The sequence below is a fragment of the Spirosoma lituiforme genome (assembly GCF_054776635.1).
The window spans coordinates 347526-366900 of sequence record NZ_BAAHBO010000003.1; the positions used below are offsets into that span (position 1 = coordinate 347526).

Here is a 19375-nt window from a genome sequence, read left to right on the forward strand (position 1 = left end):
AAAAAGCAGGTTAGTTAAGGCGTTAAGAAACAATTAGTCACAACCATGACCCTGAATAATTACCTGATTGTCAACGATTTTAAAATCGGCTTCGGTCGTCAGGCAGATAAGCCGGATTTTCTCCAGAAAAGGAACGTCGTTGAGTTGGCCGGTGAAGGTGCAATTGGCAAGCTGCTGGCGATCATAGCGAATTGGCATATGATAGCTGGACTCCAATTGCGTGAATATGTCTGCTACAGGTGTGAATTCGAACGTAAACTGCTGATCGACAATAGCTGAGGAATATTCTTTAGAAGGCAAGACCGCTTGCTTGACAACCTTGTCCGTTCTCGTTTCGAGGCTAAGCTGCTCATTTTTCGTCAACAATACCGACTGGTCTGGCGCATCGACTGGAGTAACCGAAACGTTGCCCGTCTTTACCTTTACGTAGGCGGCTGTTTCCTTGTCAAAAGACCGTACCTGAAAACTGGTACCCAGTACTTTAGTAGTCAGGTTGGTCGTATAAACGATGAAGGGTCTGGCGGGATTTTTACTCACTTCAAAGAAACCCTCCCCCTGAAGATACACTTCCCGAAGCTTATGCGTGTTGCGTTTATGGAAGCGCAGCTGACTTCCCGAAGATAGTAGTACGGAGGATTCGTCGGGGAGTAACACGACCAACGGCTGTCCGGTCACGTTTTTTACACTTTTCCAGTCGGTAACCTGCTCTGACGGCTCTGTTTGTTTATCAACTCCCACGATCTGGCGAACGACGGGGCTGTCCAGTTGCCACCAGACGATCAGACTGATTACCGCAGCTGCGGCTGCCCACCGCCCCCAGTGCCAACCCAGCAAAGGCTTTATAACAGTTTCCGTTGGGGTAAGCTGGTCTAATATTTTCTCGGTGTTTTCTCGTACATGCTGGTCTGAAAACTCAGCCTGTTTTCCTTGAACGACCAGCAAGGTGGCAACGGCCTGCTCGTAGAGGGGTCTTTTTTCGGGGTATTGGGCCAGCCATTGTTGCCAGTATGCCCGATCTTCCGGCCGTCTTTCCCGAACCCAGGTCCGAAAAGCGTCATTTTGCAGGAAATCTTCGACGGTATAAAAATTCTCGAAAGGAAAGCTCATTGGTACTTTTCTGCGATTTTCATTGATAGTATGAAGAACCGCCCCAACGATACCCTTCTTAAAGGAAAGTTTTTTGAAAAAAAATGCAACTACTCAGAATGGTGTGCACAAGCCACTGATTACGAAGCTTGTTAAGTGCTTTTTGTAGAAAGTTGGAAACGGATTGCCGATTTACGTTCATCACTTCGGCAATCTCGGGTATGGTCAAGCTTTCGTAATAGCGCAGGTAAAGTGCTTCCCGTTCACGATCTGGCAGAGACGCCAGTTGAGCCTGTATGGTGTTGGTCAGAGAGGTTAGAGATTCCCGCTGAATCAATAATGTTTCTGAGTCGGCTTCCTCCGCAATCGAGCTATCCCAATCGAGTTCCTCCTGATTCAAACGCTTCTGATTTCGTAAATACTGGAGAACATGATGCCTTAGTGCTTTTAACAGATAGTGTTTGACCGAAGTTGTCTCGTTAATACGTAAGCGATTTTGCCAGAGTTGCAGGAATAGTTCCTGAATACAGTCTTCAACTACCTCTTCGTCGACCACAAATTTCAGACCATAGCGTTTAAGCGTGCGATAATAGCGTTCAGCCAATCGACCGAATGCCTGCTTATCGCCCTCACGGTATAATTGCCATAACACGTGGTCTTCGGGAGTCATGAAATTTGAGAATGTATACGTACGGACAAATAAGAAAAGAGATAAATATACTCAAAATTATACAATACTTAAACTGTATGTATCAAATTTATAAATCCGTATTTATTCGCTGCTGCCCCAATAGTTGATAGAGGCAGTACGCTATTTTCAAGAATAGCTCCACCGGATTCCGATGGAGCTTTGCTGACTACTAACCTATGATAACGTATAAATTGCTTGTGTCCAGACGCTGATACCAGCTTTCTAAATTTCGTTCCGCTTAATCGCGTCAGACTACTCTACGCTGGATGGCGATCAGGTCTAGATGTACTGATTGATAATACCTTCCAGCCATTCTTGTTTGCCACTGCGCAATTGCGGTTCGCCATTTTCGAACGTATAGCTCCGCAGATCTTCCAGGGTCAGGGTACCGTTTTCAAAGGCTTTTCCCTGGCCATTATCGAACGAAGCATACCGCTCCTGACGGAATTTGAGGTAGTCAGAATCCTGTAAAATGGCATCGGCTACAATGAACGACCGGGCAAAAGCATCCATCCCGCCAATGTGAGCAACGAACAGATCCTCCAGATCGGTTGAGTTTCGTCGCACTTTCGCATCGAAATTGATCCCGCCGGGTTTGATACCACCCGCCTGGTGAATGACCAGCGCGGCTTCGACCAGTTCGTACAGGTTAATCGGGAATTGATCCGTATCCCAGCCATTCTGGTTATCGCCCCGGTTTGCATCAATGCTACCCAGCATACCCGCATCGGCAGCTACCTGCAATTCATGGTCGAACGTATGACCCGCCAGCGTGGCGTGGTTAACTTCAATGTTCAACTGAAAATCCTTGTCCAGACCGTACTGACGCAGGAAGCCGATCACCGTAGCCGCATCGTAGTCGTACTGGTGCTTGGTGGGTTCCATCGGTTTTGGCTCGATAAAGAACGTTCCTTTGAACCCCTGCTTGCGGGCGTAATCTTTAGCCATGGTCAGAAATTTGGCCAGGTGCTCAACTTCGCGCTTCATGTTGGTGTTCAGCAGCGACATATACCCTTCCCGGCCACCCCAGAACACGTAGTTTTCGCCCCCCAAGGCAATCGTCGCGTCGATGGCATTTTTCACCTGCGTACCGGCGTAAGCGAGCACGGCAAAATCCGGATTGGTCGATGCTCCGTTCATGTAGCGCGGGTTCGAGAATACGTTGGCCGTACCCCAGAGCAGCTTAACTCCACTTTCCTGTTGTTTTTGCCTGGCGTATTCAACAATCTTCTGCAACCGGCCTTCGTACTCACCTGCCGATGATCCTTCATCAACCAGGTCGATGTCGTGAAAGCAATAGTAGGGCGCCCCAATTTTGGTAAAGAATTCGAAAGCCGCATCCATTTTCAGGCGGGCCCGCACGTTGGCATCGTTGTCCTGATCCCAGGCGAACACGCGGGTGCCCGGACCGAAGGGATCGCCACCAGCTCCGCAGAAGGTATGCCAGTAGCTGATCGCAAAACGCAATTGCTCGCGCAGGGTTTTTCCGCCGATAACTAAGTCGGGGTTGTACCATTTGAAGGCTAACGGATTTTTGGATTTAGGGCCTTCGTAGCCAATGGCACCAATGCCTTTGAAGTACTCCTGATCGCCCAATGTGATCGTTGACATGATTTGATAAGTGGTTTGTACGGGATTATACGCTGATTAATTCTGTCCACTGCAAGCAACCTTCCACTGCACGAATACAATCTGGAACGGTTAGCCCGGGCACGTAGACGAGCAGAATTTATGCACACTATTTATTAGTGTAAAAATGACACTTATTTTTTAAATGTCAAATCGACACCTATTATTTTATTGAATAAGTTGGCAACAAGCTGTCCGGGAGACGAAGAGCCGTGTAGATGATAAAACGCAGGTTACAGGCCTGATCAGGAAGGAATGAAATTCAGGAAGGAATCGGAGTTTTGCTGGTACTTGGCCATATCGACCCGGTAGAAATAAGCACCCCGCTTCGAAAACCCTTTTTGTTTCTCATCCAGCTTGATGAGCAGGTTCGTAGACAGGATTTTTCGGCTGAAGTTACGCTTATCGAAATCGGTGTTGTAAATCGCGTCGTACAGCTTCTTTAACTGGGGAATCGTAAATTTCTCGGGCAGTAATTCAAAGCCAATGGGGTGCTGGGCGGCCTTGTAACGAAGTCGTTTGATGGCCAGCTCCACCATATCGCCATGATCGAAAAGTAAGGGGGGCAAGTCGTAAATTGAAAACCAGCGCGCCTGAAACGTCTCTGAAATTTTCGACTCATAATCCGCAACTTTAACCAGGGAAAAGTACGCTACGGAGATGGTGCGAACAATCGGGTCACGGTGTGGCTCACCAAAAGCAGACAACTGTTCGAGGTATACATTGGTCAGGCCAGTGAGTTCGAACAGAATACGGGCTGCGGCTTGTTCGAGGCCCTCATCCGGTTGCAGCCAGCCACCCATCAGCGACCAGGTCTGTTCCTCTACCCCACGTTTCACCAACAAAACTTTTAAACTTTCGCCATCGAAACCAAAAATAATGGAGTCCAAAGCCAGCAGATAGGGCTGCTGTTGTTTGTATTGATCTAACATGGAGGAGATTGACGGGACGGAATCTTATTGATCACAAAAATAGACGACAGCCCGAATTAAAACTAGGTAGCTTCATGAGTGTGTCAGCGCAACAGTAGTCATTCGTTGTCCTGCTTCAATTTTCTGAACACGAAGGGCATAGTAGCCGCATCCAATGACTCCATATCTACCAGCTTCAATGATTTAACCATCTTGAGTGTAGTCGTTTTGTACTTCTGGAAATGGCTGGTTTTCAGATGCTGCTCGTACGCGGCTTTACTGGCATACATTTCCAGAATCCTGACCGATGTAGGGCTATCCTTCCGATACATCGGGAAGATGGCAATCACACCCGGCTCCAGTTTTACGGATGCCGCCGACTCTTCTTTGAGAATGGTTTTGTACTCTTCCAGATAAGCCGGATCGATTTCGATTTCAGTAAGACGTACCATTCTGTCCTGCTGCTGCGCAAAAACCGTATGGCAGCCAAAGATCACTAACACAAGGCTTGAGAGCGTAAAGAGTGCATTTTGTCTGTTCATGAGTGACAATTGAGGTCATTATAACTATTTTATCGTCAGTTTATAAGTACGCTCTATTCGTGCATACTGCCCAACAAAGTTCCTGCTATTTCTTTTTATAGTGTGTACACACATCACGGTATTACCTACCATAATTACGGATTCGGGTTTATTACATTGGGTCATTAGACCTGTTAACTTCCGTTCATTCTCCTTAGATCCGACCTACAAAAAAAGCGGCCCCATGCGGGGCCACCAGTTGCCGAACGGATAGTTCAGCAATAAAAGGACGTGTTTTTACAGCGGCTGCAATTTCAGGTTCTTCCAGCGAACTTTGATGCCACCTCCGTCGTGAATCTGTAACGCGATGCCCCCTTCTCCTTTACCAATTTTTTCGTCGGTCAGATCCACCATTTGCGTACCATTGAGGAAGGTCTGAACATGATCGCCCTCTACCCGGATGCGAAGTTTGTTCCATTCGCCGGGTTTCAGGATCGTTTCTTTCTCGTCGGGAATCTGTACCAGCCAGTTCCGGCCGTACGATTCGTAAATACCGCCCGTATCGTGGTTGGGCGGGGCCACTTCTACCTGCCAGCCACTCACTTTCGTTCCGTCAACGGTAGACCGGAAAAATACTCCACTGTTTCCGTTGGCTTCCTGCTTGAACTCCAGAGATAAGTCGAAGTTCTTATAGAATTTCTCGGTTGCCAGGTAGCCATATTTCTTGTCCGGGCCGCTCTCGCAGATGAGTTCACCGTTTTCGACGTACCATTTTTCGGTACCGTAAATTTTCCAGCCAGTCAGGTCTTTGCCATTGAACAGCTTAATGGTTTTGGTCGGCGCTGTGAAGGCAAACGCGGCCACAATTAGGCAAAGGGCAATACAGTATTTCATGGAGTATTGGGTTTTTCGACTTGTTAATATATTACAGTTTCTACGACAGGCAAATTAGTGAGTTAATTGGTACAGTTACCAGGCTAGTTGCCCGCCATGAGCACGCATACGGGAGCTGGTACCTTCACCGACTGACCCGTATAGGTCAGTTTGCCCGTTTTCTGGTCACGTTTGAAGATCGTAATGTTATCCGTATCCTGATTGGCCACGAAAACAAACTCGCCCTTTGGATCGACCAGGAAGTTGCGGGGTGTCTTGCCCTCCGTTGGCTGATCGCCAACTTTCGTTAGGCGCCCATCCGTACCGATGGCAAAAATAGCCAGCGTATTCGCACCCCGATTGGAGTAGTATAGAAATTTACCGGATGAATCAATATGAATGTCAGCACTCGTATTTTGCCCGGTGAAACCCTCAGGCAAAGTCTTTACGTGGTCGTCAATCAAGGTCAGGGCACCTGTTTTCGCATTTCTCGAGAACACCGCTACGGTTGAGGTCAACTCCTCAACCAGGTAGGCGTACTTGCCATTCGGATGAAAGGTGAAATGGCGTGGTCCTGAACCTGGCTTTACGGCTGCGTAAGGCGTCGAAGCTGGCTTTACGGTGCTTGTTTTAGTATCTATCTCGAAGATATTGACCCTATCAGTTGTCAGGTTAGCGACGTACACGAAGCGATTATCGGGCGCGAGCGTCGCCGAGTGTACATGGGATTTATCCTGACGCTGCGTGTTGGGTCCGGTCCCGACATCCTGAACACTATCGGAGGGTGCCGCCAGATGGCCATTCGCCTGAACGGGCAACACAGTCAGACTCCCTCCACCATAGTTGGAAACAAACACGGTTTTCCCCGTCTGGTCGACACTTATATGACACGGGCCCGCGCCTAGTGAAGACTGTCCATTCATGAACGTTAGTTTCCCTGTTGGTTTATCGACCGCATATGAACTTACCCCACCCCGTTTATCCGCGCCTTCGTTTACGGAATACAGGTAGTTACCGGATGGGTGGATAGCGAGAAAAGAAGGACTTTTTGCGTTTGAAACAGCCTGTACGGGCTGCATAGCACCCGTTTTCCGATCAAACTCAAATACGTAGATGCCCTCGCTACCCCGTAGGGAATACGTGCCGACATACATAATCTCTTTACCCGACTGAGCCTGTGCCGCCAGACTAATCCCCGTTAAAACACCCATTATTAGTTTGTTCATAGTTTACAATTGAGTTCATTTAATAAGCAGGCAGGTGTGCTAAACTACCGATTTTGCCTAAGAGAGTACAGGCTGTAAACGGCAGTTCTTAAAAAAATAATCAATGGATGGAGAAATTATACGGCGAGAATCGTTTAGAGTAAAATGTTGTAAAGACGATTAATCAGAATGCGTTACTTTTGTGTAACGATTAGTGCCGTTCATTCTCAGCATTTATCATTTTAAACCTAACTTTTCGTTAACTCCTCCAGTACCATGAAACGAGTATTGATTCTTTTTGCGGCAATAGCAATGCTAGCCTCTTGTAATAGCAAGAAGCGTATGGCCGAAATTAAAGCGTTACAGGAAGCCCGTGATAAGGCTGTTGCCTCCCTTAACGATTGCGATCAACGTACCGCTACCCTTCGTACGCAGTTATCGGCTAAGGACACCGACTTGCAGGGTAAAGATAAGCAAATGAGCGACTTACAAAGCCAAGTTGATTACCTCAAAAAGACAAACACGAACCTCCTCGATCGGATGTCGGATTTGTCGATTGTGAGCAAGTCGGGGGCTGAGAGCATAAAAAAATCGCTCGAAACGTTGAACGAGCAAACGAAGTACACCAATAATCTGAACTCAACCATCCAGCGGAAAGATTCCCTGAACCTGGCGTTGGTTATGAGCCTGAAACGGTCGCTGGACGATATTAATGACCAGGATGTTCAGGTTGAAGTGAAGAAAGGCGTTGTTTATGTCTCTATCTCGGATAAACTGCTGTTCAAATCGGGTAGCTACGACATTACGCCCAAAGCCGAAACGGTGTTGGGTAAAGTAGCGAAAGTAGTAAACGACCACAAAGATCTGGATATCCTGGTGGAAGGTCACACGGACGCTGTCCCCATCTCGACGGCTGCCATCAAAGACAACTGGGACTTGAGCGCCTTGCGGGCTACCTCCGTTGTTCGGACGCTGCAATCTAAATTTTCCGTTGCGCCTGAGCGCCTGACGGCTGGTGGCCGATCGGAATTTGCGCCCAAAGATGACAACACCACAGCGGTAGGACGTCAGCAGAATCGCCGTACGGAAATCATCATTACGCCAAAACTGGATCAGTTCTTCAACCTATTATCGAGCGGTCAGGCAGGCGGAAGCAAATAACAAACGAGACGTCTCGATACATTCGGGAATGCCTTTTGCAATCAAAAAGCCCGTACCGGATTCTGGTACGGGTTTTTTGTTGTGTACTATATCGGGTAATTAAACGAACGGAGAACGGTTAAATTAATGCCCCTAACAACGATTTCCCGATCATGTAATGAATAGGCTGTTCAGCTACTCGGAACGCTTGGGTTCTTCAGGCCAAATAGATTCAGGTGCTGGCCGATGACTATCGTCGGTTGGCGTTTCATTGTCTTCACTGGCGGGCTTTATCACCGGCTTGTCATCGACCAGTTCCGAAGCGGGTAACACGGACGCTTGAGTTGCATCTGGCCCCGTAACCGGCAGAAGGCTATCCTCAATGGGCGGTTCGCCGAAAAACCGGCGCTGAAAGAATAGAATGATACAGACACCGACAAAAATGCAGGAGTCAGCCACGTTAAAGATAGGGGTCGAATAGTACTGACCGCCCCAAACGGGCACCCATTCGGGAATGAATCCCTCCCAGACATCCACAAAAATCATGTCAATTACCTGACCATGAAACCAGGGGGTGGGCGATCCATAAGGCGCGTTATTCAGAAAAACACCGTAAAACGTACTGTCTATAACATTACCGACAGCCCCGGCCAAAATCATGGACATGGCCCATAGCAATCCATTCGGCGCGCCCCGATGCGCCAGATTGACCAGGTAATACCCGATACCGACCATCGCAAACAATCGGAAGATACTAAGCAGGAGTTTTCCGTATTCATGGCCCAGTTGCATGCCAAAGGCCATTCCGGGGTTGAGAACATAATGAAGTTTGAGCCACTCACCAGCCACTTTAATCTGACCCGCAAAACCGGGTGCCATGTAGTAATGAACCGCCAGCTTTACGCCCTGATCGAGCGCAATCAGCAGGAATGTCAGCAGGAAAAACTTGTAGGGGCTTTTCTGAATCATCTTAAAAAATACAGCAAGGTACCGATCAATCAACCGGGACCTTGCTGCGTATGTATACTCAATTATTTACAGCCCTTACGGCGCTTCAATTCATTACTGACCAAATTAAACTCCCGGCTGCTTTGGCCGGCAATTGACTTGTTCTCATCAGCCCGACGAAACAAATAAGGCATAACGGCTTCAACCGGGCCATAAGGCACGTATTTGGCTACGTTGTAGCCGGCATTGGCAAGATTATACGAGATATTATCGCTCATACCCAGCAACTGCGCGAAGTAGATGTGCATGTCTGCGGGCTCAATACCCATTTGGGTCATGTGCTGAACGCAATACTGGCAGCTTTCTTCATTGTGCGTGCCCAGGCAAATGGAAATGGTTTCCCGGTTCTGAAGGCAGAAATCAATGGCTTCGTTGAACGCATTATCAGTATCCTCTTTAGTCGCCTGAATGGGATCCTGATACTCCTCTTCGTGAGCCCGAAGGCGCTCTTTCTCCAGGTAAGCTCCCCGTACCAGCTTAACGCCCAGATAGTACCCTTTAGCTTTTGCTTCGGCGGTATCCCGACGGAGGTGTGCCATGCTTTCCCAGCGATACATCTGGTACGTATTGTAAACGATGGGCCGCTCATGATTATAGCGATCCATCATCTCATAGGCCAGCGTATCAATCGTGTCCTGTATCCAGCTTTCTTCAGCGTCGATAAAGACCCGCACATTACGTTCGTGAGCCCGCTGACAGATGGTGTCTACGCGCTTAATGACACGGTCAAATTCCGCTTTCTGTTCTTTCTTCAGTGAATCACCAATCTGGATGGCCTCCAGCAGATTGGTAGCGGCAATGCCCGTCACTTTGAACACAGAAAAAGGAATGTCGCTGGATTCACTGGCGCGCTCGATGGTCCGAAGAACTTCGAGCGTTGTCTCGTCGAAACTTTTTTCAGTTTCCTCACCCTCAACAGAATAGTCGAGGATCGTTCCAACATGAACCTTGTGCAGAGTCTGAATGGTTTTTTCAGAATCCTGGATGCTTTCTCCTCCACAAAATTGTTCGAAAATTGTGTTTTTAATGAGGAATTTGATGGGGAGACGTAAACGTAGGGCGATCTTTATAAAAAAAGTCCCTAAATTTACCAGCCATCCCTTATTCATCAACGCAAATAACCAGTAGGTCTTTCGGAGTTTGAAATCCGACTGGGACGAAAAAGCAATCGAAGTGTCCTCAAATGATAAGGGGCGTGTGTTCGGCTTCAAGTCTGTAAGGCCCTGGACAGTCTCCGGCATTAAATTACTTCGGTTTGACATATCAGTGCTCCGTTTGAGCGGTGCTACTAGCATAGCTTAAGTGCGTGTCGGCTAACACGACCGAAATATATAACGAAATTTCGGTCAATCAGTTAAAACGCCAACACGGCTTGGTTCGACAAACTAAAAACGGTTGTAGACAAATGAAGGAACCGACTTGAAAAACAGCCAATTCCTCTACAAATATACCATAAAATTAAATTGAAAGTTCCCCATAGAGTGGCAGTGTTGCTCTTAGATTAAGCGTTTAGTATGAAAGTAGAATTAGCCGTAGAGCCGCTTGGATCCTGGATTGATACCAACGGCAAACCTCTGATCATTGCAGGCCCCTGTAGTGCAGAGACCGAAGATCAATTAGTTGAAACCGCTCGCCAGCTGAAAGAGCTAAATGCGGTTCACGTTATCCGTGCGGGCGTGTGGAAACCCCGTACCCGGCCGGGTAGTTTTGAAGGGATGGGCGAAGCTGCTTTGCCCTGGATTCAGCGCGCCAAAGCCGAAACGGGTCTGCCCTTTGCTGTTGAAGTAGCCACCCCCGAGCACATCGAGCTGGCCTTGAAGTACGGTGTTGATATTTTGTGGGTTGGTGCCCGGACCACGGTTAATCCATTTAATGTACAGGAAATTGCAGACGCTCTGCGCGGTGTCGATGTGCCTGTACTGGTTAAAAACCCGGTTAACCCTGACCTGGCCCTTTGGGTTGGCGCATTCGAGCGTCTGGCTGGCGCTGGCATCAGCAAATTGGGCGCTATTCACCGGGGCTTTGCCACGGGTGAAGCCAGCAAGTACCGCAACGTACCGATGTGGCAGATGGCTATTGAGTTGAAGTCGATCTTCCCCCAGTTACCAATTATCGGTGATCCTAGTCACATGGCAGGAAAACGCGCTTATCTAAACGAATTAGCGCAGATGGCCATGGATCTTAACTACGATGGGCTGATCGTTGAATCGCACATTGATCCGGATAAAGCCTGGAGTGATGCAGCTCAGCAATTGACACCAGCCGCTTTCGGTGACATGCTCGATCACCTGCAAATTCGCCAGGTTGAATCGCAGAACCTGGAGTTCCAGAGTTTTGTGGAGCAGTCGCGTCGGAACATCGATAACGTAGATCGGCAGATCGTCGAGATGCTTGGGGCGCGCATGGCGCTTGTTGAACGGCTGGCCGAATACAAACGGGATAACAACGTAACGCTGTTTCAACCAGACCGCTGGAAGGAGATTCTGAAAACCCGTACTGAACTGGGCAAAAAACTGAACCTGTATCCTGAACTGGTGGAAGAAATCTACAAGATCATCCACATGGAGTCAATTCGGAAACAAACCGAAATTATTCACAGCGCAGCGCAGGACGTATAGCCTATAAACCGGCTTTAAAGCCTTGTTGAACAGCCCCGACTTCTTTTAGAATCGGGGCTGTTTTATTTTAACCGCAACGTGATGGTCGAATTGTTGTAGCCGGCGAAGCAGCCCAGACCACCCTGAATGTTGCTCGGAATCAGAACAGGTTCGGCAAAAGGGTTGTTACGCACGCGTCGTTGCCGGATCGCTGCCGTCTGAAACTGGTAATACGCCTGATCGACACTCATCAGATTGACGGTTACGGAAGCGGCCCTGTACTGATCATAAAAATTAGTCGATTCATTGGCCGCAAACGTAGTTGATGTGACGAAGGAGCGCCCCGAAACCATCGTTGTGCCATCCAGTCCCTCATCGGAAAAAAGACCCCGGTTGTCGTCATCAATGGTCAAGGGAAAGTTGCCCGGTTGATTCAACCGGCTTTGGTAGCGGAAATAACCGGCTATCTGGTAGTAGTTGGCCTGCCCGGCGGGGTCCGGCCAGAAGGCTTTGACAAAATACCGGCGAGACAGCGAACGACCCTGGTTTTGTGTCAATGAATCGAACGTGATAGCCGTTGGTTTAACCGGGACCGGTATGGTGCAGGTGCTACTCGCCCGCTGGCCATTGGCCGTCAGCACGGAAAGGGTATAGGTTCGGCCAGTGACGATGGGTAATAGCCGGGCACTGGCGCTGTAATAGGATTGCTCCGTCGAGTCGGTGGGGTGCACAGTAATGTATGTCAGCTTAACGGACTTGCTGCCATCCGACAACGTAACGGTCGCATCGGTAATGTCGTTGTTGGTCTGTAACAGGCTGATGCTGTCGCCCACGACGGTGTTCGAGCGGGTTAGCTTGATCGCCAGAACCGTATCCTGAGGAGACAGGTACCCACTGACAACCAGCTTAGGCGAAGCCAAACCCAACTGACTGGGGTCAACTTCATTCCGTAGGCTACTGCAGCCACCAAACAACCCGACAACGATGAGACCGTTGATCAGCGTACTGACAGCCGAAGGGATTCGCTTAAATAAGGGCATCAGAATTTAACGTTATAGCTAATGGCCGGGACGATAGGGAAAACCGAGTATCGGAACAGAGCCGTTCTGGCGGGCACTGTTGCGGTAGCGGCCACGGATTCGAGCCGGTAGAAAAACGGATTTCGACGGTTGTAGAGGTTATAAAAACTAACCTCCCAGGTCCGTTCGTGGTGCTTTTTCTGTTTGTGAAACTGGATACCTACATCGAAGCGGTGGTAAGGTTCGGCCCGAAAGCTGTTCTTCTGCATACCATAATCGTCTGACGTACGGACGTTCTGAAAGTACGATTGCGCTATGCCGGCATTCCCGCCGTACACTACTGTATTGCTGGCCCGATACGTACCAAAACGCCCTACCGGCACGGTCAGGGCATTGCCTGTGCCGTACACCCAGGTGGCCGACAACGTAATGCGCTTGTTTAGTTCGTAAATACCGACCAGCGAAATATCATGCCGCCGGTCGTAACGGGGGTAGTAGGGCCGCCCGCCGTTCAACTCGGCAAATTGCCACTGCGTCCAGGAAAGTGTATAGCCTACCCAGCCGGAGAATCGACCAACTTTTTTCTGTAACAAGATTTCGGCACCGTACGACCAGCCCCGACCCGCAGTCACGTTATCTTCCCAGCGAACACTATTGGCCGAGGTAGGATCATTGATAAGCAGAAAGCTGGCTCCTTCTTTGTAATTGATGATGTTGCTCATCGCTTTGTAATAACCTTCTACAGTGAGCGTGACACCCCTGACGAACGCGCCCCCGGTCGAAAAATCTTTGGCAACACCGACGGCTACTTGCTGCGACTGCTGCGGCTTGACAACATCGGTCGTGGGCACCCATAAATCGGTGGGCAGGCCAATACCCGTATTGGACAACAGGTGAACATACTGGTTCATCAGGGCATAGGAGGCCTTGATCGAAAAATCTGGTCTGACGGTCAGAGCCGCCGACAAACGTGGTTCCGGCCGAACGTACTGCGCCTTCTGTTGCAGAAAGTAGCTCAGGCGCAGCCCGCCATTTACGCGCAGCCGACTCGATGGGCGCCAGGTATCTTCGGCGTAGATGCCCGACTCCAGCACATCAATATTATCGACGTTATTGATCGACTGGTTGATACCCGCGTTTTGCAGTACGACGGCGCTGGGCGTGAATCGGTGGTAGGTGCTTTGCGCGCCCATACGAATCGAATGTTGGGGCGTAGGGTAATAATCGACATCGTACTTCAGTGAGAAATCCCGGATACCCGAATTGTAGAAAAGGGAGTAGGTATCCGTGCCCTGCGTACTCTTCTCGACCGATGAGATCTGAAACTTATAATCACTGAAAATCAGGGATAGATTTGAAAATAGCTTCTGATTGAACAGGTGATTCCAGCGGAGTGTACCCGTTGCATTACCCCAGCTCAATCCGGTATCGGTACTTTCTGCGTTGTCGGTCACATAAAATCGGTCACGACCGAAATAGGTACTTAAATACAACTTGTTTTTTGGGCCGAAGTCGTAATTGGCTTTGGCATTAAGGTCATAAAAATAGTACCCTGCCGTCAGCGTTCCGCCCGACTGGGCCCGGATCAGAGGAGCCGCCAGGATATCCAGGTACGTCCGTCGGCCGGATACCAGAAAAGATGCTTTTTTATTTTTGGTTAGCGGCCCTTCGAGCAGCAGCCGGGAGGCAATCAGGCCAATGCCCCCTTCGCCGTGCAGCTTCTCGCGGTTTCCCTCTTTCATGTTTAGGTCGATAACCGACGAAAGTCGCCCGCCATACCGCGCCGGAAAACCGCCTTTGATCAACTCAACGCTCTTGATGGCGTCGCCGTTAAACACGGAGAAGAAACCGAACAGGTGATTGGCGTTGTACACAACAGCATCGTCCAGAATGATCAGGTTCTGGTCGGGGCCACCCCCGCGCACATAAATACCCGTTTGCCCCTCCGATCCTTTTTGTACACCCGGCATGAGTTGAAGCACTTTCAGTACGTCTTTTTCTCCCAGAAAAGCCGGTATCTTTTTGATCTGACTCACCGGTATATCAATTGAACTCATCTGGGCACTTTCACTGACTTTGTTGGTCAGACTGCCGGCTTTCACATCAACCTCCGTCAAGGATCGTCCGGGCGTCAGTGATATGTTAATTGTCTGGTTGGCCCGCAGGCTAACGGTTCGGCTCACGATGTCATAACCCACGAAGGAGTAAGCCAGTTGCAGACTGTCCTGCGCCGGGATCGTTAGCGAATAAAACCCGTACGTATTGGTGGTTGTGCCGGTGGTTGTACCGGGTAAATAGACATTCACCCCGATCAGTGCTTCCTGGCTACCCGTTTCCTGCACGTAGCCACTGATGGTGAAGCGACCGGCGGGCGTTTGGGCTTTTAATAGACTGATTGACAGAATCGTAATCAAAAAACTAGCTAAATAGGTTGGCATAACGGAGGTTAACACGGAGAACCAAATCGCGAATTAAGCGAAAAATAAACCTTGTTAACTGGGCCAGTCGCCCGATTAACAGCGCTAAAGAAGGGAATCCTATAACGAAACGATGGGGATGGTCATCCATTGCTCAATTTATGGGTAGCCATCAAAACAAAACCGCTGATTGTAAGGTACTATAGTCGAAAAAGACCGGTGTGTAAAACACCTTACCCCTATGCTTCAATTCGACAAGCTTTCGCTCAATATACCTGCTACGAACAAACCCCGCGTTGTGATTATTGGTGGTGGATTTGGCGGAATGAATTTAGCCAAAAGTCTGCGCAACACCGATGTACAGGTGGTGCTCTTCGATAAGCAAAATTACAACGGCTTCTGGCCCTTGCTCTATCAGGTTGCTACGGCAGGCCTGGAACCCGACGCCATTGCCGAACCGTTTCGCAAAATGTTCGATGGGTTTGAGGATTTCCATTACCGAATGGTACGAGTCAGCAAGATTGACCCCACAGCCAAAACGGTCACAACCCTGATTGGCGATCTGCCCTACGATTACCTGATTATTGCCAGCGGCACCAAGTCCAATTTTTTTGGCAATGATCAGATCAAAAAGTACTCGTTTCCGCTGAAAACCATCCCTGAAGCACTTAACGTCCGAAGTCAGTTCTTGCAGTGTTTTGAGCAGGCCAGCGTCACGACCGATCCCGCCGAACGGGAAAGCCTGCTCACCTTCGTGATTGCCGGGGCGGGCCCAACGGGCGTGGAAATGGCGGGCTCGCTGGCCGAGATGCGAAAGCACGTACTCCCCAGCGATTATCCGGGTCTGGATTTCAGCCAGATGCGTATCTACGTCGTTGAAGGGCTTGGCAAGGTGTTGCCGCCAATGTCGGATGAGGCCGGACAAAAAGCAAAGCGATACCTCGAAGAACTGGGCGTAATCATCAAGTTGAATACGCTGGTGGAAAATTATGATGGAGAGACCGTTACCTTCAAAGGGGGCGAACAGATCAGAACCCAGACGCTGGTCTGGGGCGCTGGCGTAACCGGCGCGATGATTGATGGCGTGCCAACTGAATCGACGGAGCGTGGTCGGATTTTAGTCGATCCCATCAACCGGGTTCAGGGTTTGACGAATGTATTCGCCATTGGCGATATTGCCTTTATGAAACTGGAGGATTACCCGAAAGGTCATCCGGGCGTTGCCCAGCCAGCCATTCAGCAAGGCGAGCATTTAGCCAAAAACCTGCGTCGGTTGATCAAAAACGAACCGACCGAACCCTTCAAATACTTCGACAAAGGCTCGCTGGCTATTGTGGGCCGTAGCCGGGCCGTAGCTGATCTGCCTGGCAACATTCATCTGGGTGGATTTATTGCCTGGATTGCCTGGCTGTTCGTCCACATCTGGTATCTGGTTGGCTTCCGCAGTAAACTGGTTGTATTCAGTAACTGGGTCTACCGGCTGTTCACGTACGAGCGCGGCACCCGGATTATCATTCGCCCGTTTGTTCGTAAAGACGACAAAGTCGGACAGGAAATTTTGGCCCAGAATGAAATGAGTTGATAGGTAGATTGTCGATTTGTATAAACAAGGAAAGCGCTTACTATCTCGTTTAGTAAGCGCTTTCCCTGTTTATGTCCCCCCTTACCAGCCGGGTCGGCCATAGTAGCCATAGCCTCTATTCCCGTTATAAGGTCGTGGAGGTGGACCGTAATGACGGCGGCCATAATAAGCCCCGTTTCGATTCGTGTAGTATGTAGGGCCGCAACTAGCCACCGATAGGACAAGCAGCAGGGCAGCCAGGAATCCAATCAATTTTGTCGTTTTCATAAGGTTAGAACTGTTTTTTTTTCAATTCATACGTTAGATACATTCCTCGCTCTATCGATTAACGTCCGCTGGTTAAGCTTCCATTAAAGTGTCAATAGGCAGCGCCCTCACTTGGATTCAGATCGAAACAGCCGAAACGTTTACTGCAAATTCATGTTTTAGGACGTAGTACCGATTCAACCAATGACATATATGAAATTTCGTTCTGCTCAGTTGGCCATGCTGGGTTTCGCCCTGCTGGCTGGTTCTGCGTTAGCCCAAAATACGCCCATTATCGGAGCCGATACCAGCAAAGGCGGCCCGTTAGACCTGGGCAAAATGTGGACGTTCGATAATCCACCTGCTGAGTTTTTCAAAAAAACATACAAGTTCACCGCTGATGAGAAGTGGTTTGACGAAGCCCGGCTGGCCTCCCTCCGGTTTGCCGATTACTGTTCCGCTTCATTCGTGTCAGCCAATGGTCTGGTCATGACCAACCACCACTGCGCCCGCGAGTCGGGAACGGGCGTGACCCGCAAAGGCGAAGATTTAAACGCCACTGGTTTTTTCGCCAAAACGCCCGCCGAGGAGCGTAAGGTTGATGGTTTGTTCGTGGATCAACTAGTGAAGATTGATGATATTACCAAACGCATACAGGATGCGATGAGCGGTGTTAACTCGGAACAGGCCCAGTTGCAGGCTCGTGAACAGGCATTTGCCGCGGTAAAACAGGAATACGGTACCAAAGAGGATTGGAAGGGGCTGGAACTACAGACCATCACGTTCTACAACGGTGGCCGCTACGCGCTTTATGGATTCAAGCGGTATACCGATGTTCGCCTGGTGTTCATGCCCGAGTTGCAGCTGGGCTTCTTTGGCGGTGATTACGACAACTTTACCTACCCACGTTACGCGCTGGACTGTTCGTTCTTCCGGGTGTATGATGCCGGTAAACCTCTTAAGACCACGCACTTCTTTAAGTTCAACACAAACGGCGTTCGGGATGGCGAACCGATTTTCGTCATCGGCAATCCAGGGCATACAGAACGCTTGAAAACCGTTGCCGAACTTGAGTTTGATCGCGATCTGCAAACGCCGGCCACCATCCAGCTTCTCCGCAATCGCTCTGCGGCTTTGCAGGCCTACAACGAAACAGCCAAAAGCGACAGCGTTCTGAACGAGATTTTCAGCTACGAAAACAGCCTGAAAGCCTACGGTGGCCAACTCGACGGACTACGTGATGCGGGATTGATGGCCCGCAAGTCGGTCTTTGAAGAGCAGTTTAAAGCAGCCGCCAAAGCAAAGAACTTACCTGCCGATCAGCTCAAAACCTGGGATGATATTGCTGCGAACACGGCTCAACTGCGGGCCATCTTCAAAGACGCCAATTACCTCGCTCCTAGCGAACGAACCATGGGCGAGCTACTAACTTTCGCCAACGTGGTGAGCCAGTACAGTGAACTATTGGCTACCCGCCCGCAGGATGCTGAACGCGCGCGGTCGTTAATGGAACCGCCGGTCGTTAAGAACAGGGCGCTGGAAGAAGCTTATCTAACCGCCCATCTTACTGAAGCACAGGTAGCTCTGGGCAATGATGATCCTTACGTAAAGGCCGCCCTGACAGGGCCTGACGGCAAGCCCCGAACCCCCAAAGAGGCAGCGGCTTACCTGGTAAAAAATACCAAATTGACCGATCCTGCCCTGGTGAGTGAGCTGGCTACACGCCCCAACGCGGCTGCCGGTTCGAAAGACCCGATGCTGGCACTGGCGCGTATTGGCTTCCCCCGGTACATAGCCGCTGGCCGTCAGGCCCGCCAGATCACGCAAAAACAGGAAGTGCTGCGTGGTCAGTTGGGGCGGATGTTATACGATGTATATGGCACAGCCGTTCCGCCCGATGCGACCTTCTCCCTGCGTATCAACGATGGCGTGGTGAAATCTTACAACTACAACGGCACCAAGGCCCCCATTCTGACTACGTTTGCCGGGCTATATGACCGCAATTATTCATTTGCCGATAAAGCTCCCTGGAATTTACCCGCCCGGTGGAAAAATCCGCCGATGGAGTTGCTGAAACAGCCCATGTGCTTTATCTCAACCAACGACATTATCGGTGGTAACTCCGGCAGTCCGATGATCAACAAAAACCTGGAAGCCGTTGGCCTGGCTTTCGATGGCAACATGGAGAGTTTACCCGGCGAGTTCATTTTTGTACCCGATGCCAACCGGACCATTTCGGTGCATACAGGTGGTATCATTGCGGCCATGCGGTACATTTATAAAGCCGACCGGCTGGTTAGTGAACTAACGGGCACAGCTGGCACGACACCGGAAGCCAGGCCCAGGTCGGCAAAAAAATAGGCTATTGTCAGTACCTCAACGGTGTATGGCGCGCAAACTCCCCGAAAGTTCAGTACTTTCGGGGAGTTTGTTTTTCACTCTATACAACC

16 protein-coding genes are annotated in these 19375 nt (G+C 49.7%); 4 read left to right on the top strand and 12 right to left on the bottom strand.

Annotation, left to right across the window (positions count from 1 at the left end):
* Positions 1-33 precede the first annotated feature (33 nt).
* The 7 genes from ACYU87_RS13680 to ACYU87_RS13710 all read right to left on the bottom strand — a co-directional run bounded on the left by ACYU87_RS13680 (position 34) and on the right by ACYU87_RS13710 (position 6937).
* A complete protein-coding gene (locus ACYU87_RS13680) occupies positions 34-1107 on the bottom strand; it encodes a FecR family protein (protein WP_461134644.1) in 1074 nt (357 codons plus the stop codon).
* A 58-nt stretch (positions 1108-1165) separates the two neighbouring features.
* On the bottom strand, positions 1166-1756 hold the full coding sequence (locus ACYU87_RS13685) for an RNA polymerase sigma factor (protein WP_461134645.1): 591 nt from the start codon (positions 1754-1756) through the stop codon (positions 1166-1168).
* 300 nt (positions 1757-2056) lie between these two features.
* Positions 2057-3388 (bottom strand): xylose isomerase, encoded by a 1332-nt coding sequence (gene xylA, locus ACYU87_RS13690; RefSeq protein ID WP_461134646.1) that lies wholly within the window; start codon positions 3386-3388, stop codon positions 2057-2059.
* A gap of 263 nt (positions 3389-3651) precedes the next feature.
* Complete coding sequence (locus ACYU87_RS13695) at positions 3652-4338, bottom strand: NUDIX hydrolase (protein WP_461134647.1); 687 nt, start codon at positions 4336-4338, stop codon at positions 3652-3654.
* A 98-nt stretch (positions 4339-4436) separates the two neighbouring features.
* The gene (locus ACYU87_RS13700; RefSeq protein ID WP_461134648.1) at positions 4437-4859 is read right to left on the bottom strand and encodes a putative quinol monooxygenase; all 423 of its coding nucleotides are present in this window, start codon (positions 4857-4859) and stop codon (positions 4437-4439) included.
* 276 nt (positions 4860-5135) lie between these two features.
* On the bottom strand, positions 5136-5732 hold the full coding sequence (locus tag ACYU87_RS13705) for a 3-keto-disaccharide hydrolase (RefSeq protein ID WP_461134649.1): 597 nt from the start codon (positions 5730-5732) through the stop codon (positions 5136-5138).
* 83 nt (positions 5733-5815) lie between these two features.
* A complete protein-coding gene (locus tag ACYU87_RS13710; RefSeq protein WP_461134650.1) occupies positions 5816-6937 on the bottom strand; it encodes a lactonase family protein in 1122 nt (373 codons plus the stop codon).
* Between the two features lie 255 nt (positions 6938-7192).
* Between ACYU87_RS13710 and ACYU87_RS13715 the strand changes: the two genes are divergently transcribed.
* Positions 7193-8077 (top strand): OmpA/MotB family protein, encoded by an 885-nt coding sequence (locus ACYU87_RS13715; protein ID WP_461134651.1) that lies wholly within the window; start codon positions 7193-7195, stop codon positions 8075-8077.
* A gap of 174 nt (positions 8078-8251) precedes the next feature.
* On the opposite strand, the gene ACYU87_RS13720 is transcribed toward ACYU87_RS13715, so the two are convergent.
* The gene (locus tag ACYU87_RS13720; protein WP_461134652.1) at positions 8252-9025 is read right to left on the bottom strand and encodes a lipoprotein signal peptidase; all 774 of its coding nucleotides are present in this window, start codon (positions 9023-9025) and stop codon (positions 8252-8254) included.
* A 62-nt stretch (positions 9026-9087) separates the two neighbouring features.
* Positions 9088-10305, bottom strand: a complete 1218-nt coding sequence (locus tag ACYU87_RS13725; RefSeq protein WP_461134653.1) for a proline dehydrogenase family protein — start codon at positions 10303-10305, stop codon at positions 9088-9090.
* A 273-nt stretch (positions 10306-10578) separates the two neighbouring features.
* Between ACYU87_RS13725 and ACYU87_RS13730 the strand changes: the two genes are divergently transcribed.
* On the top strand, positions 10579-11682 hold the full coding sequence (locus ACYU87_RS13730; RefSeq protein ID WP_461134654.1) for a chorismate mutase: 1104 nt from the start codon (positions 10579-10581) through the stop codon (positions 11680-11682).
* 62 nt (positions 11683-11744) lie between these two features.
* Here ACYU87_RS13730 and ACYU87_RS13735 read toward each other — a convergent pair whose 3' ends face one another.
* Together ACYU87_RS13735 and ACYU87_RS13740 are read right to left on the bottom strand one after the other, a co-directional pair.
* A complete protein-coding gene (locus tag ACYU87_RS13735) occupies positions 11745-12701 on the bottom strand; it encodes a DUF4249 domain-containing protein (RefSeq protein ID WP_461134655.1) in 957 nt (318 codons plus the stop codon).
* Complete coding sequence (locus ACYU87_RS13740; RefSeq protein WP_461134656.1) at positions 12701-15118, bottom strand: TonB-dependent receptor; 2418 nt, start codon at positions 15116-15118, stop codon at positions 12701-12703. Before ACYU87_RS13740 ends, ACYU87_RS13735 begins: the two co-directional genes overlap by 1 nt.
* Positions 15119-15338: 220 nt before the next feature.
* Between ACYU87_RS13740 and ACYU87_RS13745 the strand changes: the two genes are divergently transcribed.
* The gene (locus tag ACYU87_RS13745; RefSeq protein ID WP_461134657.1) at positions 15339-16679 is read left to right on the top strand and encodes an NAD(P)/FAD-dependent oxidoreductase; all 1341 of its coding nucleotides are present in this window, start codon (positions 15339-15341) and stop codon (positions 16677-16679) included.
* A gap of 81 nt (positions 16680-16760) precedes the next feature.
* Here ACYU87_RS13745 and ACYU87_RS13750 read toward each other — a convergent pair whose 3' ends face one another.
* Positions 16761-16946: a hypothetical protein gene (locus ACYU87_RS13750; RefSeq protein WP_461134658.1), complete on the bottom strand. Its 186-nt coding sequence runs from the start codon at positions 16944-16946 to the stop codon at positions 16761-16763.
* A gap of 183 nt (positions 16947-17129) precedes the next feature.
* Between ACYU87_RS13750 and ACYU87_RS13755 the strand changes: the two genes are divergently transcribed.
* Positions 17130-19286, top strand: a complete 2157-nt coding sequence (locus tag ACYU87_RS13755) for a S46 family peptidase (protein ID WP_461134659.1) — start codon at positions 17130-17132, stop codon at positions 19284-19286.
* Positions 19287-19375: the final 89 nt, after the last annotated feature.

Coding starts and splice junctions, on each gene's coding strand:
- ACYU87_RS13740 (WP_461134656.1), bottom strand. CDS start 15,118: ATGCCAACCTATTTAGCTAGTTTTTTGATTACGATTCTGTCAATCAGT.
- ACYU87_RS13725 (WP_461134653.1), bottom strand. CDS start 10,305: ATGCCGGAGACTGTCCAGGGCCTTACAGACTTGAAGCCGAACACACGC.
- ACYU87_RS13705 (WP_461134649.1), bottom strand. CDS start 5,732: ATGAAATACTGTATTGCCCTTTGCCTAATTGTGGCCGCGTTTGCCTTC.
- ACYU87_RS13680 (WP_461134644.1), bottom strand. CDS start 1,107: ATGAGCTTTCCTTTCGAGAATTTTTATACCGTCGAAGATTTCCTGCAA.
- ACYU87_RS13730 (WP_461134654.1), top strand. CDS start 10,579: ATGAAAGTAGAATTAGCCGTAGAGCCGCTTGGATCCTGGATTGATACC.
- ACYU87_RS13750 (WP_461134658.1), bottom strand. CDS start 16,946: ATGAAAACGACAAAATTGATTGGATTCCTGGCTGCCCTGCTGCTTGTC.
- ACYU87_RS13700 (WP_461134648.1), bottom strand. CDS start 4,859: ATGAACAGACAAAATGCACTCTTTACGCTCTCAAGCCTTGTGTTAGTG.
- ACYU87_RS13710 (WP_461134650.1), bottom strand. CDS start 6,937: ATGAACAAACTAATAATGGGTGTTTTAACGGGGATTAGTCTGGCGGCA.
- ACYU87_RS13715 (WP_461134651.1), top strand. CDS start 7,193: ATGAAACGAGTATTGATTCTTTTTGCGGCAATAGCAATGCTAGCCTCT.
- ACYU87_RS13685 (WP_461134645.1), bottom strand. CDS start 1,756: ATGACTCCCGAAGACCACGTGTTATGGCAATTATACCGTGAGGGCGAT.
- ACYU87_RS13755 (WP_461134659.1), top strand. CDS start 17,130: ATGACATATATGAAATTTCGTTCTGCTCAGTTGGCCATGCTGGGTTTC.
- ACYU87_RS13735 (WP_461134655.1), bottom strand. CDS start 12,701: ATGCCCTTATTTAAGCGAATCCCTTCGGCTGTCAGTACGCTGATCAAC.
- xylA (WP_461134646.1), bottom strand. CDS start 3,388: ATGTCAACGATCACATTGGGCGATCAGGAGTACTTCAAAGGCATTGGT.
- ACYU87_RS13720 (WP_461134652.1), bottom strand. CDS start 9,025: ATGATTCAGAAAAGCCCCTACAAGTTTTTCCTGCTGACATTCCTGCTG.
- ACYU87_RS13695 (WP_461134647.1), bottom strand. CDS start 4,338: ATGTTAGATCAATACAAACAACAGCAGCCCTATCTGCTGGCTTTGGAC.
- ACYU87_RS13745 (WP_461134657.1), top strand. CDS start 15,339: ATGCTTCAATTCGACAAGCTTTCGCTCAATATACCTGCTACGAACAAA.